Annotated in this window: 14 protein-coding genes and 1 pseudogene; 6 read left to right on the top strand and 9 right to left on the bottom strand. The window is 43.2% G+C overall.

Annotated features, from left to right (window positions below):
• A partial coding sequence (locus tag V7L20_RS11645; protein WP_334744231.1) for a tetratricopeptide repeat protein occupies window positions 1-2275 on the bottom strand: 2275 nt, incomplete at its 3' end.
• A 134-nt stretch (window positions 2276-2409) separates the two neighbouring features.
• Between V7L20_RS11645 and V7L20_RS11640 the strand changes: the two genes are divergently transcribed.
• On the top strand, window positions 2410-2670 hold the full coding sequence (locus tag V7L20_RS11640; RefSeq protein WP_334744230.1) for a hypothetical protein: 261 nt from the start codon (window positions 2410-2412) through the stop codon (window positions 2668-2670).
• Window positions 2671-2960: 290 nt separating this feature from the next.
• Window positions 2961-3329 (top strand): hypothetical protein, encoded by a 369-nt coding sequence (locus V7L20_RS11635; RefSeq protein ID WP_334744229.1) that lies wholly within the window; start codon window positions 2961-2963, stop codon window positions 3327-3329.
• On the opposite strand, the gene V7L20_RS11630 is transcribed toward V7L20_RS11635, so the two are convergent.
• The 3 genes from V7L20_RS11630 to nfi all read right to left on the bottom strand — a co-directional run bounded on the left by V7L20_RS11630 (window position 3312) and on the right by nfi (window position 6681).
• Entirely contained in the window at window positions 3312-5267 is a 1956-nt protein-coding gene (locus V7L20_RS11630) for an FHA domain-containing protein (protein WP_334744228.1), read from the bottom strand. The two genes, V7L20_RS11635 and V7L20_RS11630, sit on opposite strands and share 18 nt — an antisense overlap.
• Before the next feature lie 92 nt (window positions 5268-5359).
• Window positions 5360-5908 (bottom strand): FHA domain-containing protein, encoded by a 549-nt coding sequence (locus tag V7L20_RS11625; RefSeq protein ID WP_334744227.1) that lies wholly within the window; start codon window positions 5906-5908, stop codon window positions 5360-5362.
• A 107-nt stretch (window positions 5909-6015) separates the two neighbouring features.
• Window positions 6016-6681, bottom strand: a complete 666-nt coding sequence (gene nfi / locus V7L20_RS11620) for a deoxyribonuclease V (RefSeq protein WP_334744226.1) — start codon at window positions 6679-6681, stop codon at window positions 6016-6018.
• A gap of 239 nt (window positions 6682-6920) precedes the next feature.
• Here nfi and V7L20_RS11615 point away from each other — a divergent pair, with 239 nt between their 5' ends.
• Entirely contained in the window at window positions 6921-7442 is a 522-nt protein-coding gene (locus tag V7L20_RS11615) for a hypothetical protein (protein WP_334744225.1), read from the top strand.
• Between the two features lie 1345 nt (window positions 7443-8787).
• Here the strand turns inward: V7L20_RS11615 and V7L20_RS11610 are convergent.
• Window positions 8788-9564 carry a hypothetical protein gene (locus V7L20_RS11610; RefSeq protein ID WP_334744224.1) on the bottom strand — a complete coding sequence of 259 codons (777 nt, stop codon included), beginning with the start codon at window positions 9562-9564 and terminating at the stop codon, window positions 8788-8790.
• A 91-nt stretch (window positions 9565-9655) separates the two neighbouring features.
• On the opposite strand from V7L20_RS11610, the gene V7L20_RS11605 reads away from it, so the two are divergent.
• The 3 genes and pseudogenes from V7L20_RS11605 to V7L20_RS32595 all read left to right on the top strand — a co-directional run.
• The gene (locus V7L20_RS11605; RefSeq protein WP_334744223.1) at window positions 9656-10051 is read left to right on the top strand and encodes a TonB family protein; all 396 of its coding nucleotides are present in this window, start codon (window positions 9656-9658) and stop codon (window positions 10049-10051) included.
• 203 nt (window positions 10052-10254) lie between these two features.
• The gene (locus V7L20_RS11600) at window positions 10255-11220 is read left to right on the top strand and encodes an aldo/keto reductase (protein WP_334744222.1); all 966 of its coding nucleotides are present in this window, start codon (window positions 10255-10257) and stop codon (window positions 11218-11220) included.
• A 110-nt stretch (window positions 11221-11330) separates the two neighbouring features.
• Window positions 11331-11492 (top strand): annotated as a pseudogene (locus V7L20_RS32595) (DUF6887 family protein); the annotation flags it as partial.
• A 49-nt stretch (window positions 11493-11541) separates the two neighbouring features.
• Here the strand turns inward: V7L20_RS32595 and V7L20_RS11595 are convergent.
• The 4 genes from V7L20_RS11595 to fabZ all read right to left on the bottom strand — a co-directional run bounded on the left by V7L20_RS11595 (window position 11542) and on the right by fabZ (window position 15903).
• The gene (locus tag V7L20_RS11595; protein ID WP_334744221.1) at window positions 11542-12804 is read right to left on the bottom strand and encodes a DNA cytosine methyltransferase; all 1263 of its coding nucleotides are present in this window, start codon (window positions 12802-12804) and stop codon (window positions 11542-11544) included.
• Window positions 12805-12958: 154 nt separating this feature from the next.
• Window positions 12959-14128, bottom strand: coding sequence for a lipid-A-disaccharide synthase (lpxB, locus tag V7L20_RS11590; RefSeq protein ID WP_334744220.1), 1170 nt, complete (start codon window positions 14126-14128; stop codon window positions 12959-12961).
• A gap of 112 nt (window positions 14129-14240) precedes the next feature.
• Window positions 14241-15059 carry an acyl-ACP--UDP-N-acetylglucosamine O-acyltransferase gene (gene lpxA, locus V7L20_RS11585; RefSeq protein ID WP_334744219.1) on the bottom strand — a complete coding sequence of 273 codons (819 nt, stop codon included), beginning with the start codon at window positions 15057-15059 and terminating at the stop codon, window positions 14241-14243.
• Between the two features lie 313 nt (window positions 15060-15372).
• On the bottom strand, window positions 15373-15903 hold the full coding sequence (gene fabZ, locus V7L20_RS11580) for a 3-hydroxyacyl-ACP dehydratase FabZ (protein WP_334744218.1): 531 nt from the start codon (window positions 15901-15903) through the stop codon (window positions 15373-15375).
• Between the last annotated feature and the right edge of the window lie 67 nt (window positions 15904-15970).

Raw genomic sequence — 15970 nt, 5'->3', positions numbered from 1 at the left:
CAGCTTCGTTGTAGCGTCCTATAGAACAGTAGAGTTCTGCCAAATTGTTCAGGCTAATGGCGATATCAGGATGATTGTCCCCCAGTAGGTGTTTTCTCAGTTCCAAAGCTTGTTGAAACAAAGGTTCAGCTTCGTTGTAGCGTCCTATAGAACAGTAGAGTTCTGCCAAATTGTTCAGGCTAATGGCGATATCAGGATGATTGTCCCCCAGTAGGTGTTTTGTCAGTTCTAAAGCTTCCTGATATAAGGGTTCGGCTTCACTGTAGCGTTCTGTAGAACGGTACAGTGCTGCCAGATTGTTTAGGCTAGTGGCAACATCAGGATGGTTGTCTCCTTGTAAGCGTTTTGTCAATTCTAAAGCTTGCTGAAACAGTGGTTCAGCTTCGTTGTAGCGTCCTGTAGAACGGTAAAGTTCTGCCAGATTATTCAGGCTAGTGGCGACACGGGGATGGTTTTCTCCCAGTAGGCGTTTTCTCAGTTCCAAAGCTTGCTGCATTAGGGGTTCAGCTTTTCTATAGCGTCCTGTAGAACAGTAGAGTTCTGCCAGATTGTTCAGGCTAGTGGCGACACGGGGATGGTTTTCTCCCAGCAGGCGTTTTCTCAGTTCCAAAACTTGCTGCATCAGAGGTTCAGCTTCGTTGTAGCGTCCTGTAGAACGGTAGAGTGTTGCCAGATTGTTCAGGCTAGCCGTGACATCGAGATGTTCTAAACCAAGACGATTTTTAGTGACTTTTTCACACTGCTGCAACCAAGGTTCTGCTTGCTGATAAAGCCCTTGACCTTGGTAGAACCAGCCTAATCTAGTAAAAGGCTGAATTAAATCCTCATTGCTGAGATATTGGGATAAGCAGGTTGCAACTTCTGCAATGTGCGGGATATGTGAAGTGAAATTGAGAATATGTTTACGGTTAGGCTGTTGAGGAATTTGCTTTGCTACCTCTACCATCTGCGCTACAAAGTTTGTTTTCACCTTATCCGCCTCACTTGACTCATCCAACTTCATTTGGAAAAATTGCCGAATCAGTGGATGTAGACGATAAATTCCTTTACTTTGCCATTGTATTAAATGCAGTTTCCACAACTGGGCTATAGCTTTCTCGCAGAGTTCTTGTTTATCGTCATCTTCTATCGCTTCAACAAATAAGGGAATGTCAGCCAAAGCAAACAAACTCAGCCAACAGCTTAAGCGTTGTGCATTCTCATCCAACTGTTCCCAACTTAATGCAAAAGCTTCAGCAACACCATATTCATACTGCATCAATGAATTAGCCTTGGCGATTGCTTCGTGTTCCAGTCGCTTTTTCTCTAACCGCTTCCGCAGTTTTTCCAAAAACAAATCTGGCATTGTATCCAGATATCGCCCCACTAACTCTAACGCCAAAGGTAAATATCCCAAGAATTTACAAATTTCTCTCACAACCCAAGGTTCGCTTTTCAGTCGTTCTCTATCAACCAGCGATTTTAATAATTTCATTGCCGCTAATGGTTTGAGAACACCCAAAGGTAATTGCGGCAAAGTTCTATCAAATTCTTGGCGCGTTGTCAGCAATACTTTAAACCGGGGTGATTCCGGGGGTAAATAAGGCTGAACCTGTTTTTTGTAGTCGGTGACATCATCAAACACTAGCAGCACTTCACCTTGTTGCCAATTCTGCCAGCAGTATCTCAGCCTATCTGCTAATTCCCAATCGTCCGGTGCAATTCTGTCAAATTTTAATTCAAAAAATCTGAGAATCTGAATTCCGACATCAATACCCTGTGCTGATAACCAGCAAACCCCACCTTGATAATTCTGCAAGTCCTGTTTCGCGTATTGGATAGCGAGTTCAGTTTTGCCTACTCCACCCATACCCGCCACAGCTACAATGGCAACTTGCCGAGATATTTGTAATGAGGAGTGCAGTTTTTGTAGTTCTGCCTCGCGTCCCACAAATTTTTCAAATGGGACAGCAGGGGGAATATTTTGATAAATTTCTTTAATTGTTGGTTGGGCATCTTGCCCGCCATTATATTTGCCTGTGAGGCAAGCCCGTAATTTTTCCAGCTTACCGCGACTGTTAGAAGTCGCTAATTCAGGATAACTCTTGGCAAACTTGTCATACACCTCAGCCATCCGCTTTTTGAAAGCAGCCGCACCAATGTTTAATTCGCTGGCAAGTTTTACCTCACTCTTCCCTGAGTTTTCAGTCTTCAACCGCTTTACAAAAGCTGCCGTTTGCTCTGGGGATAAGCCATGAGTAGCAGCTTCATTGGCTAAAAAATCAGCCCATTGCATAGACAGCTTGTGAGATTTCTTCTTGATTCTACTTAATTTCTACTTTCTTTCTACTTTGTCTCCATTTCTAGGGAATCTCCTCTTCTTCTGGCAGAAATACGATTTGCATAGAAACATTTAGAAGAGATTCAGCCATGAAAACTGCTTTAACAACTCCAGTCAACTCCAATCAAATCACCCAAACTTCGCAATTAATCCCCGCCTCACCAACATCGGTAGAGAATCCATCTACCTGGATGCGAGACGGATACAGCCCTACTGAAATTATTCTTGCGGCGGCAATTTTAACTTCATTGTCGATTGGGGGAATTGCTTCTGTGATTGTGGCGATTACGGGTTTAGTTAAAAGTTTAGTGCCTGTGATGGTGCGCCCAACAAGGGAAAAAACTAAGTAGGGACACTGGCAAAGCCAAATTCTTTGCTTCGTTGCTATCCCGCCTCGGAATCAATTCCGAGGCTAATAGCCTAAGTCCGTTCAAACAAACTAAATTTAGTAATTTGAGTCAGTTTTAACTGACTTCTGCTGTTAGCCTGCAATTTGAATCGCAGGCGGGCTATTGATTTCACTAAAATCTTGGCTAACTACTCACCATATCAGAGAGCAAGAATTCTGTGTTAGCGTTCGCGCAGCGTTCCGCAGGAAAGCTTAGTGATGGTATCGCCCGTCACTTGAGCTTTTGAGCCTTTGAACCTCAATGTTGAGCCTCTGAACTCCAACGTTGAACCTTTGAGGCTGAATGTTGAACCTCTGAACTTCAACGTTGAGCCTTTGAACCTCAACGTTGAGCCTCTGAACTCCAACGTTGAACCTTTGAGGCTGAATGTTGAACCTCTGAACTCCAACATTGAGCCTCTGAACTCCAACATTGAGCCTCTGAACTCCAACGTTGAGCCTTTTATCCTCGAAGTTGCACCTTTTATCCTCGAAGTTGCACCTTTTATCCTCGAAGTTGCACCTTTTATCCTCGACGTTGGGATTTGTTACTCAAAACAGCTAGATAAATACTTTATTCCTCCTGCCCCCTGCCTCCTTATACTAAGGCGACTGATTTAACACCCATTTCAACCACTGCCCAAAGGAACTTACAACATTTAACCTTTGAACTCCAGGCGCACGGGCGGCGGCGAGTCCATCAACAGCGACTAATGCGGCGTATTGCAAGCCCAAAAAACTATCAACTGCTGCATAAGGCCCACCTAAAGTAATAGCCCCAGCAGCATACATTTGACCTCTATCACCACGCATTTCTACTAATTCAAAATTGTTTGCTACAGTCAATCGCCCCAAATGATTCACTGGGAGGTTGTAATGTTTCACCAAATCTGCTATTAGGGGATTGGCATCTATCTTGGCGTCCAGTCCAGTAGCATCAACAATAAAGTCAGCTAGCAATTTCGTTTCCCCAAAGCTTTTTTCTCGGATACGGGTAATAATCCGGTTTTGGGCATCTCGTTCTACATCCAGAACCTCTCCGAAGGTAATTTGATACCAGCCTTCGCTTAACCCTTGGGCAGTAATTTGCTGCCAGTCTTGGCGGTCGGCGGTGGTAGTTCCACCCCAGTCTGCTAGTAAACGTTTGCGTTCATCGGCAGTGGATTTTTCTAACATTGCCCGGAGTTCACCGCCCCAACAGGCTTTTGGCCAGTTAAAGGGTTGAAATTCGTAATGATTTTTGACTAGGCGCTGGGTATTTTGAAATTTGTTGCCTTGAGGTTTAGGCGATCGCATTAAATGCAAAACTGCAATATTTCGATTTCTTTTTCTAGCTTCATAAATGCGCTGTACAATCCGCGAAGCCACAATTCCCCGCCCCCGAATCAATACCGTACCACCCTGTCGCTCTAGTTGCTCATAAACATGATCGTGAGCTTCGTAAGCATTGACTACAGATTTAAAATCTTGATATTTTTCTCTATAAGCTTGCAAATCTGGGAGAAACTGAATTGCTGGATACCCAGTAGCTAAATGTAAATAACGACTAACTAAAAAAGCATAATTTCCTGGGGCGCGAGAGTAGGCTATGCAATACCTGCCATCATCAGTTTTGCGAATTCCCCTAACTCGCCCATAGCGGTAAATTTGATTCCAACCAATGCGCTTCGCCTCCCTATCTATGGAATCAAAGACATTACCCGCACGAGGAGTATAAGTTTCTGCAAATGTAGGTTCAGCGAACACTTGCCATAAATACTTGAATGCTGAGTTTATCTCTGCCTTGGTGAAATCGTGCCAAGCTTCTCGCAAGGCATAACTAGGCCAGCCCCAAATATTATCGGGACAAGAGTCAGAATTAGAACGCAGTCTTTCATATAAAGGAATTTGCGAATTCAAACAAAGGCGCTTGTAACGAGCATAAGGTTCCGCCTCTAATCCCAAAGCCACAATTTTGTCAGCACGTACACCACTAATTCGCAGCAAATCAGCCCAAACAAAGCTACCCAGTCCCGCCCCGATCGCTAGATAATCAGATTCATCTACTGGCAGTCTTGTAGCATGAAGTGCTTGCACAGCGACCTTTTGTGCCTGAAACGCTAATGGTGGGAAATTACTTGCCAAGGGCGTTAGCGGCTGGACTACAGGCAACCTGGGGTCTAGGAGATTGGTCTTTGCGTTGAAGTGAATCGTTGAAGGAGGTGTGGTATCTGGTGCAGGTACGTTAGCAGCAAATGTCACTGTTATCACATAGGGCCCAATTTGCAACGTATCACCATTAACCAAAACACTGCGTGTTTGTGGTTGACCATTGACATAGACACCGTTAACGCTACCTTGGTCAATCACTACTAAATGGTCTTGTACCCAGTCAATTAGGGCATGGTAGCGAGAAACTTCATTACTGTTAAGCAGCATCCGAGAAACCCGTACTCCCCTGAGTTCAGCAGGTAAGCGAGCAAATTCTCGACCAAAAGCGATCGGCATACTCAACCTTGGTTCTCGCCGTTCACCCGTCGCTGGATCGTCCCAACTTAATTGGATTTGTTCATTAGTCATTTGTGATTGGGCATGGAAACAATTTTTTTCTACAGACCGATAAATCGCGTCTCTACTCTAACTCTTGTACAGACAAGGGTTAATCGCGTCTGCTAATTTCCTCCTACCAACACACTCACCGCCGCAGCCAAAGATGTCCCACACCAATGACAGCCAATTTGTAGATTTTCTCCTGGGGAAACTTTATGACATTTGGGGCATTCTAAGCCATAAACTCCTAGCGGTGGTGCGGGGGGTGTTGGTGGATGGTGGTGATGTTCGAGATTTATTGCTGGATTGGGTGGTAGCAAAATTGTTGCTGGAATGCTACCCGTGGAAATGCTAGTAACTTTGAGTTTTATTTGTCCCAAAGTGAAACTAGTGCCCTGAGTTAAAGGCATTTCACCTTGGATTAATTGCCGCCCATCGACAAGGGGGGGATTTTGCGAGCGCAAATTCCTAATATAAAAGCGCTGTTGCTGGTGATGAAAAAATATTTCAACGTGTAAACCAGAGACAGTGGGGTGACTCAAAACAATATCGCAGCGGAGTGGATCGCGACCAATGCGGACAGTGCCAAGATTTATACTTGGCTGTTGTTCGTAAATGTTCTGAGTTTTATCTTGGCCTGCATCATGCCACTGTAAAGTTAGTGCGTTCATTGTTCTAACTTTGTAAATCGTATTTAGCTACTTCAACTTCTTTCTGTGCGATTCCTAACACGATTGAGTCGGTGCAAGCAAGTATTTAGAAAAAACTTCAACAAGATTTATTTAGCCGATGCTAATTTATCAGCGATGCGTGTAGTTTCTGGCAGTCGATATTTGGGCGTGCAGCGTAATACATAGTCAATCGCTGTTGATAAACTAATTCGATGACCACTGGAGATGTAGAGAGGTTTTACTCCTGTGCGCGATCGCAAAACTGCCCCAACCGTTTCACCGTTATATATAAGTGGTTGGCTGCTGCCTTTGGTTTCTGGTAATTCCTCATACTTACCTACTAACCTAGACTTGGCTACACCAATTGTCGGCATATCTATAAGTAACCCTAAGTGGCTAGCTATACCTAATCTGCGGGGGTGGGCAATTCCTTGACCATCACACAGGATGATATCTGGTGTTGTTTTAATCTTCTCCAGGGCATCGAGAACAGCTGGAATTTCCCGAAATGAGAGGAACCCAGGAACATAAGGAAAGGTTGTAGGACGGTGTGCTAGGCTTGTCTCGATTAGTTGCAAATCAGGAAAACTCAGTACTGCGACAGCTGCACGGCTAATGGTTCCATCAGCTTCAAAACCCATATCCACTCCAGCAACGTACTGGATAGGTTCTTGCAGTTGATCCTCAGTAATTACTTGATCGCGCAGCTTTTCTTGGATAACTATGGCTTCTTCCAGCGTCGAGGGCCAAGCATGATCTCGATAAAACTTCATATTTAAAATTGGAATTAAACTGATTAATATTAATCCTGTTAATTTGCTAGCACAACAAGAGTTTTGGATGTTGATACAGGAAAAATATATTTTTTGTAAAAGTCTGTGAATAACTATCTTTATCCTAGACATTTTAGCCCAGGTTTGCTGATATCTTACATCATAATGTTACTTAAGGCTGTCAAGAGGGAACTCTGAGAATATAAATTGATTTTCCTAGATTTTCTCTTTTACTGGTTATGACACAGCCAAATATTCTGGAACTTGCAAAACAGGGAGACACGCAGGCGATCGCATCTCTGATGAACCGCCACCTACACCCTAAAGGGATCAATGCACAAGTTGCCTTCCAAGATACTTGCTTGGAGGTAATACTAGAATCTGCCCAAGTCCTAAATCAGCATATTTTAGTTGCATTTATCCGTAAAGGTTTAACCGCTTTAGGGGCTGCATCTATTGAAATAGTGAAAGTTTACGGGCAACAAACTGGTCAAGAGTTTCCAGCTTGGAGTAAAGAGTTTAATTTAGGCATAGCAGAAGCTGAACTAGAAACAGTAGATGATGAACACTCTTTGACTAATTCTCAAACTTTAACTATTTGTATTAACTTAAGTGGCGATACTGCACAGGGATTAACAAACCAAGATTTTGAATTTATTGCTAATCAAATCAGCACGGATATTTTATCATCTTGTTCTGAGGTTTTTATTCAAAAAGTAAGTATTAGTAATGGTAGCTCGGTGATTACAAAGGAACGTTAGGATTTAATTTGATTTACGCATAGGTGCAAAAAAAGAAGCTAAAATCGTAATTTTTGCAAAAACTATAATAAATACAACTAAATTTGAAATATCGGGCTGTCAAATTTCTAAAAATGTTGCTTTTGCCTATGAATGGAGAACCCTGAGATAGAAGATATTATCTCAGCTTTCGGATTTATTCGTTATGACACAGCCAAATTTTTTAGAACTTGCTAAACAGGGAGATGCACAAGCGATCGCTGTATATATAACTTTAGTATAAATACTGAAACTGCTAAGGCGCTGTTTAACGCTGCTGATGCTGATTTACAAGCGTTTTAAGTAAAAAAATCAGGTGACTAAAAAATCTGATTGTGCAAGAAAATGGCGATGTCTTCTCTACGAGACGCTACGCGTAGCTTGCTTCTCCGTAGGAGTACGGTAAGGCTTTGCCAACGCACTTAAATTTCCCGATTGATGTGGTAGTTTTTGTTTTTCCCACTCAAGCAAATTTCCGACTCAGACTCTTGACAAAATCCTGCTTGAGATCAAATGAAACAGCCCTGCCTCTCTAAGGCTATCCATTAGTCACATCTTTCTTTACAATCTTGAAACGCTTGTTTTGTAGGCATCTTAAACACGCTCGGTGTAAGGCATACTTGACAAGTTACCTCTTAATCTTACCGCTAAAAGTAGATTTTTCTTGAGAATTAATCACGAAGGAATCAAAGTTATAAAGAACGTTCGTGAATACTCTGGCAAATGTTGAGAAAGATCCGGGTAATGGATAGCTTTCCAAGGGGAGAGTTAGGGAGGGGTATTTTTGTACTTCATTAACTTGCAATCTAGTGTATTATCCAATATCTCGTTTGTTTTGCTTGAATCAGATGCGATATCCTCTAAATTAGAAGACAGTAAATAGACTGTTGAGGCTGTTATCTATCACGCAAAAGCACAATCACATGGCTTTTTCTCATGAATTTCAGCGCTATCGGAGCATGGGCCCCCTCGATATCTTCCCAGGTCTAGTTAGTTCCATCCTTCTACACTCTATTTTACTGATAGGGAGCAAATATTGGTTCACAGCTTTTATGCCTGAGCCTAAGCAAGAGATTCCAATTGAGGTAGTTGATGTTTATCCTAATGAAACACAGATACCCCAAAAAACCTCATTCCGTGCTACTAAAAATTCAATTGCAGGTGGTAAAGCTTTACCGAAAAAACCTGTTTCTACTGTGAAGTCAGCTAATTCAGATGCACATAAAGCCTCTAGTAAAAGTTCTTTTGACTCAACAACCTTATCTTCAGCAGAGGTATTCCGGCCAGAACTAAAGCACCAGAAAGCGGAATCACCAAATCTATCTCTTCAACAACCCAAAGTTGAGCCAACAGCGATCGCAAGACCAACAATACCATTAGCAGCTAAACCACAGCCAAGACCCATCGCCAGAGCAACTATACCACCAACACCCAAAGTTGAGCCAAGATCCATTGCCAGAGCAACTATACCACCAGCACCCAAAGTTGAGCCAACAGCGATCACAAGACCAACAATACCATTAGCAGCTAAACCACAGCCAACAGTGATCGTAAGACCAACAATACCATTAGCAGCTAAACCACAGCCAACAGCGATCGCCAGAGCAACTATACCACCAGCACCCAAAGTTGAGCCAACTGCGATCGCAAGACCAACAATACCATTAGCAGCTAAACCACAGCCAAGACCCATCGCCAGAGCAACTATACCACCAGCACCCAAAGTTGAGCCAAGACCCATCGCCAGAGCAACTATACCACCAGCACCCAAAGTTGAGCCAAGACCCATCGCCAGAGCAACTATACCACCAACACCCAAAGTTGAGCCAAGGCCCATCGCCAGAGCAACTATACCACCAGCACCCAAACTTGAGCTAAGACCCATCGCCAGAGCAACTATACCACCAGCACCCAAACTTGAGCTAAGACCCATCGCCAGAGCAACTATACCACCAGCACCCAAACTTGAGCCAAAACCCATCGCCAGAGCAACTGTATCACCAACACCCAAACCTAAAAAGATAGCAGTAGCACCTAATACCACACCACCAGTACTACCCCGAAAAACAGCGCTTGCACCTGCTGTTAAATCACCAGTACCCAATCCTAAGAACTTAGGACAGTCGAGAACACTTTTAAGTAAACGAACACCGTCATCTCTGAAAACAGGTGCAGCAAGCTTGCTGGGCGGTACTGTGAGTGTATCTAGTCGGAATTTTAGCGGTGATTATCTGGCAGCCTTGCCTAATTCCAACCGAGATAACCAAGCTCCTTCTGGTATTGATGCCAGCAGTCAAGATATAGATATCACCTCTTACTTAAACCAATTACAGCAACAAGTTAAGCAGCAGTGGCTACCAGGAGTGAGCCAGTCTTCTCGGCGAACAGTGCTTAACTTCACTATTAACCGTTCCGGGCATCTAAGCAATCTCCATCTCTCACAAACCTCTGGATTCAGCGTCACTGATCAAGCAGCGCTCAACGCTATACAGCGAGCTGCACCCTTTGCACCTTTGCCCACTGGATATACCAGTAACCAGATGCATATTCAATTTACATTTGATATCAATGTCTATGTGCAGTTAAATTAATCGGGGGACGTGACTAACAACAGGTAAGCAATTAATTCAATCATGTATTATACCGACTTTACCTTAACGTTAAATAGGTACTTTTCTAACCAATAATCATAGGTTTCGGAGTGTTCCTAATCTATCAGTAATTTTGCTTTCTTAGATTAAATCTCCCTAGCTAAGATATTAGAATAAAAGTAATATCGCCCCCTAAGCCAATCATGACAGAAGGAAAGACGCGGCGTAATTTCCTAATTACCAGCATTGCTGTGACAGGAGGTATTGTGGCAACTAATGCTTTACAGCGAAATACTACTAACATCGCTACACCGCCAGCAACCATGCCAGAACGGTTACTGGGACGCACGGAAGTAAAACTCCCTATCTTCGGGTTAGGAGGAGCAGGAATAACGCCACTATCCTGGCAAGGAAAAGAGGGTGATGCTATAGCAATTATTCAAAGAGCGCTGGAACTTGGCATTCGTTACTTTGATACAGCAGCTAGTTATGGGCCGAGTGAAGATTATTTAGGTAAGGTGCTACCACCCCATCGCTCAAAGGTTTTTCTAGCAAGCAAGACCGATCAAAGAGATCGGGATGGTGCATGGCAAGAATTGGAGCGATCGCTTAAACGTCTCAATACAGATTATCTCGATTTGTGGCAGTTGCATCACGTTTCTTTTTCTGAAGAACTCGACACCATCTTTAGTCCATCAGGCGCAATTAAAGCTTTAGAAGAAGCCATAGAACAAAAATTAGTGCGCTTCGCAGGTATTACCGGACATCATGACCCTCAAGTTATTGCCGAAGGCTTACGTCGCTATCCTTTTCACACTACACTAATTCCTGTGAATGCTGCCGACAAACATCACCCACGTCCATTTATTCCTGTGGTTCTACCAGTTGCTCAAGAAAAAAATGTCGGTGTGATTGCGATGAAAGTCCCGGCTTATGGTCGGCTCTTTAAACCAGGCGGGTTGAAAGGTATGGAACAAGCTTTAGGTTACACAATGTCTCAGCCTGGGGTTCATTGTTGCGTGATTGCGGCAGAGACAGTTGCACAATTAGAGAATAATGTCAAGATAGCGCAGGCTTTTGTGCCTCTTAAAAAGGAAGAATTAACAGCGATCGTACAACGGACTGCTAATATCTGGGAAGATAGTACATTCTTCCGTGCTTGGACTTAGTATAGCCCGCCATAAAAAATGCCAAAATCAAATTTTTTCCGATGGTCAATGGGGGTTTGACGATGACAAAGCCCGACTTTAGCAAAATGTCCCGTTAAGAACTTAAAGAATATATTTTAGCTCATCGTGAAGATGATGAAGCGATTGAGGCATTAATCAAAGGGGGAAATCCTAATAGTCCGACATATCCATTTCCTCAGACTAACGAGGATTTGAGGGAAATGGAAAAGATACTCAAGAAAAAGCTGGGTAGTAGTGGAGAGGCTGTCTAACTATTTGAAAGGTTTAACGATGGGTTGAAATAGTAAAATCTTGCAGATGTTACATTTGCCAGTCACAGTGATAATATTTTGCTGCTTGCGACATATTAAATTGTAATAGTTTCTCCTCTGTCAACTTATATCCGAAACTCGGCTTAAAAGGCGAAATATTTAAATTGCGAATAATTTCCGCCGCCACAGCCTTTGCTAGTAACGGTGGTACAGAGTTACCAACTTGTCGAAATCCGTGCCATTTGGTTACATGAAATCTAAACCAATCTGGGTAAGAATGCAATCTCGCCGCTTCTCTAACTGTAATACAACGCGGCGTAATTGGATGAATCGGTCTAGGAGATGTGAAAGAACCCCTATACTTGTCTGTTCCCGCTCTTAACGTATTACAGACACCAGCAGGATGCAGCTTATAAAAACGACTAATTTTTTCTCTCTCGCCTTGTTGAGTATCCTGAAAACGTTGAATAGTTTCTGCAGAATGTTTTGTTCTTAAACTTGAAGAAAGTATTCGTAAATCATATTCACGTTTGTAAGAATAATCATCATCTAGGCATTTGATACCGCGAAGTAAAAGAGCATATTTACTAGGCTTTTCGTATTCTGCTAAAACCCAATCTCTTGTTAGTAACTCTGGATATTTTTCTATTTCAGGTAAATCTCCAATTGCATCCAATACTGTAGGACTTAATGGGATATCAGATATTTTTTGATAATTTAAATTATTTGGTAATGCTTGTTTAGTAATCGGCTGAGGATATTTCGGTAACTCTACATCCTCCCTTGCGCCTATGAGAAATAATCTCTCACGGGACTGTGGTACTCCGTAATGTGCAGCGTTAATAACTTGGTAATTATCTTCTACTTTATAGCCGTGAATTCTAAACTCGTTAATTAAGGATTGGAGGATTTGTTTATGTTCGCCAACTGTGATCCCCCGGACATTTTCCATTACAAAAAACTTTGGTTTTAGCTCAAAAACCAGCCGATGAAAGTGAAACACCAAAGAGTTTCGAGGATCGTTAACAGCCCGTTTACCAATTAGAGAAAATCCTTGACATGGTGAGCCACAAATTACCACATCAATTTCGCGATCGCCAATCTCAGACCGATTCCTAATTTCTTCCCCGGTTGTATCCACAACACTTTTACATAACACTGAGCAAAAAGGGAAGTTAAAATGATGTGTTGCACAGTGAATCGGGTCAATCTCCACAGAGGCTAGTACATCAAAGCCAGCTTGTTCAAAGCCAAGAGTCATACCCCCCGCACCGGCGAATAAGTCAACTGCGATCGCTCTTTGTTTTTTCATCTCATAAGCCATGACACCTCTAAAGGGATTAGGTATTGGGAATTAGGGAATGGGTATCGAGTATTGAGTATTAAATAAATATACAAAATTTCCCTAGCCCCCAGTCCCCATGCCCCTAATCCCCACTCCGTGGGGGTCTTGAGTTCCCCAGTCCCTAGTCCCTACTCCCCAGCACCATTTGCAAAATTTCTTGAGCAACCCGATCGCACACCCCAACTTCTCCTAAACTTTGCCGCATTTCTTTATAATCTGCTAAAGTTTGCTCTCTGCGACTGGGATTGAGTAGCAGTTCCATCGCTGCTTGGATAATATTCTCTGGTGTGGCTTGCTCTTGTAAAAATTCTGGCACAATCGGCTTCATCACTACTAAATTAGGTGGTGATGCAAAGGTTATAGAACCTTTGAGGATATTACGAGCGATCCAAGCAGTCAGGGAACTTAAGCGGTAAACTACGACTTGCGGCACATTTAACAGAGCAAGTTCTAAATTGACAGTACCAGATTTACTAATGGCTAAATCAGCAGCAGCAAAAACTTCCATTTGTTGACCTGATATAATTGTAGCCCGTAAACCATAACGCTCAATAGCCTGCTCAATTGGCTGTCTATAGACTTCCAGAGATAGGGGAATCCAGAAATGAACTTCAGGTAATTTCGCTTGAATAGTTTGGGCGGCTTGAAAAATTACTGGTAAAAGATATTTTAGTTCTTGGCGGCGAGAGGCGGGGAGAAGTGCGATCGCAATTTGTTCTGGTGCAATCCCCAGTGTTGCACGAGCTGCTTGACGACTGGGAGCGTCTTGCATTCGGTCAACCAAAGGATGCCCTACCCAACTAACTTTTGCCCCTTTATCGCGAAAGTAACGGGCTTCTTGTGGGAAAATTGCCAACAGCTTATCTGTAAAACCAACAATTCGGTTAGTTCTACGCAAGCTTATTGACCAAGCCCACTCTTGGGGAGCAATGTAATACACCACAGGCACATCTGGTAATTGCTGTTTCATATAAGTCCCAATTTCCAGATTGGGAGTCATATAATCGATTAGCACCACTAAGTCAGGTGGATTTTGTTTTAGGGAAGCGATCGCCTGACGTTGCACCTGGAGAGTCGGTAAAATATAAGGCAGTCCTTCTAGAATACCCATTGAGCCAATACTACTGGTATTTCCCAACAGAATTGCCCCAGCCTCCACCATTTTTTTGCCACCCAACGCCACAATCTCTAATTCCAACCCAATCGCTACAGCTTGACGCTTCAGCGCTGTAATTAGCAGCGACCCTTGTAAATCGCCAGATACTTCGCCAGTGCTGATAAATATCCGCATTTGATAATTAAAGTTAGGAGTTAGGAAATAAATAGTTAGAAGTGAGGAGTTAGGAGTCAGGAATTAAAAATTTGAGTTATCAACTCATAACTCCTAACTCCTAACTTATAATTCACGACTCATCACTCACGCCTTTTTTTCCCCTACCGGGAATCAAGCCACGCCTTCCTGGCATTTGAGAAAGTAGCAGAAAGCGACGCAAATGCTGCAATTGTTCGTTATCCCCTAACAATTCCAACTGTTCTAAAGCATCCTTAAAGGGCAAATTAGAACGGTAGAGAATGCGAAAGGCTTTTTTTAGCATTTGCAAATCTGTAGAGTCCATACCAGAGCGTTTAAGTCCGACAAGATTGAGAGTTCGTACCCGTGCCGGATTTCCCTCCACTAGCACATATGGGGCCACATCCCGGTCAATCCGTGCCATGCCTCCCACCATTGCCTGTCTACCAATATGCACAAATTGATGGACACCTAAAACCCCACTTAGCCTAGCGCGTGACTCTATATGGACATGGCCTGCCAACGCCACAGAGTTAGCAATCACTACCTGGTCTTCAATCACGCAGTTATGAGCCACATGGACATAAGCCATCAGTAGGTTTCCATCGCCAATTACCGTTGCTTCACCAGCACCAGTAGCGCGGTTAATGGTAACGTACTCACGAATCAAATTGTTATCACCAATTTTGACCCAGGTTGGTTCCCCCACAAACTTGAGATCCTGGGGTTCCATGCCGATGGCTGCACCTGTAAAAATCTGATTTTGCGCTCCAATTTCACAAGGCCCCTCTAGCACGGCGTGAGCGCCGATTATTGTTTCAGGGCCCACTTTGACATGCGCTCCAATCACAGCATAGGCACCGACTTGCACTGTATGGTGGAGTTCCGATTTCGGATGAATTACAGCAGTTGGATGAATTAGCGTTTTCAAGGGTGAATCTCCAGAACTGTCTTGATAAGCCAGCGCCGGGTGGGGTTTTTAAAGCAGTGCGTTACCCTGGTTAAGAGAGTTATACTGACTGCCGTCCCATTGAGGCGACTGGCATTGTTGAGCGGGAAGTATTTCAGTGAACGAAAGTGTCGGGCAAAGCAAGTTAAGTGTGTTCGTGAGTGCGTCTCGTAAAGAGGGCGTCAAAAATCAAAAAATTATTCAGATGCTGTTGTGGATTTTTGTTAACTGCGATCCTTTTTCAGGATTCAGTAAAAGCATTTCACGGCTATGCCAATACCACGTAAGCAAACTTTTAGTTAACTAGAGAAAACATTAATTCGCCTTCACAAGCAAGTTGACCGGCAACTTCGGCACGACCTTGCATCTTGCCAAAACGACGTTGTTTTACCCATAACAGTTCCACCGTCATTACTAGTTGATCCCCCGGTATAACCTGGCGACGAAATCGGACTTTATCGATACCAGCAAAGACGAATAGCCCGCCTTCTACCGAAGACATTTGAGTAAGAACAATGCCCCCAACTTGTGCCATTGCTTCGACAATTAGCACCCCTGGCATCAGTGGACGTCCGGGGAAATGTCCTGGAAAATGAGGTTCGTTGATAGTAACATTTTTAATGCCAACAGCTTTTTTACCTGGAACGTAGTCAATTATTTTGTCTACAAGTAAAAATGGGTAGCGGTGGGGTAGCAGTTCCTGAATTTCTTCAGATGTAAAGCTTGTTTTAATTTCAGATATGATTGTAGTCTCATTTATAGCCTGTGATTCGGTAGATGTAGATGTAGTCGTATCGATTGTATTCACTTTAGTGAGGATTGACATTGACCGTATAGTTGATTTTTCATCTGAAAGTTGAGTAAGCAAGCGCATGTCTAAAGCTTTAATAATC

The organism is Nostoc sp. (assembly GCF_036916735.1).
Taxonomy (GTDB): Bacteria; Cyanobacteriota; Cyanobacteriia; order Cyanobacteriales; family Nostocaceae; genus Nostoc.
The sequence above is the reverse complement of the archived record's forward strand: the minus strand, read 5'-3'. Positions and strand labels throughout refer to the sequence as shown.

Coding starts and splice junctions, on each gene's coding strand:
- V7L20_RS11640 (WP_334744230.1), top strand. CDS start 2,410: ATGAAAACTGCTTTAACAACTCCAGTCAACTCCAATCAAATCACCCAA.
- V7L20_RS11630 (WP_334744228.1), bottom strand. CDS start 5,267: ATGACTAATGAACAAATCCAATTAAGTTGGGACGATCCAGCGACGGGT.
- V7L20_RS11625 (WP_334744227.1), bottom strand. CDS start 5,908: ATGAACGCACTAACTTTACAGTGGCATGATGCAGGCCAAGATAAAACT.
- nfi (WP_334744226.1), bottom strand. CDS start 6,681: ATGAAGTTTTATCGAGATCATGCTTGGCCCTCGACGCTGGAAGAAGCC.
- V7L20_RS11615 (WP_334744225.1), top strand. CDS start 6,921: ATGACACAGCCAAATATTCTGGAACTTGCAAAACAGGGAGACACGCAG.
- V7L20_RS11600 (WP_334744222.1), top strand. CDS start 10,255: ATGACAGAAGGAAAGACGCGGCGTAATTTCCTAATTACCAGCATTGCT.
- V7L20_RS11595 (WP_334744221.1), bottom strand. CDS start 12,804: ATGAAAAAACAAAGAGCGATCGCAGTTGACTTATTCGCCGGTGCGGGG.
- lpxB (WP_334744220.1), bottom strand. CDS start 14,128: ATGCGGATATTTATCAGCACTGGCGAAGTATCTGGCGATTTACAAGGG.
- fabZ (WP_334744218.1), bottom strand. CDS start 15,903: ATGTCAATCCTCACTAAAGTGAATACAATCGATACGACTACATCTACA.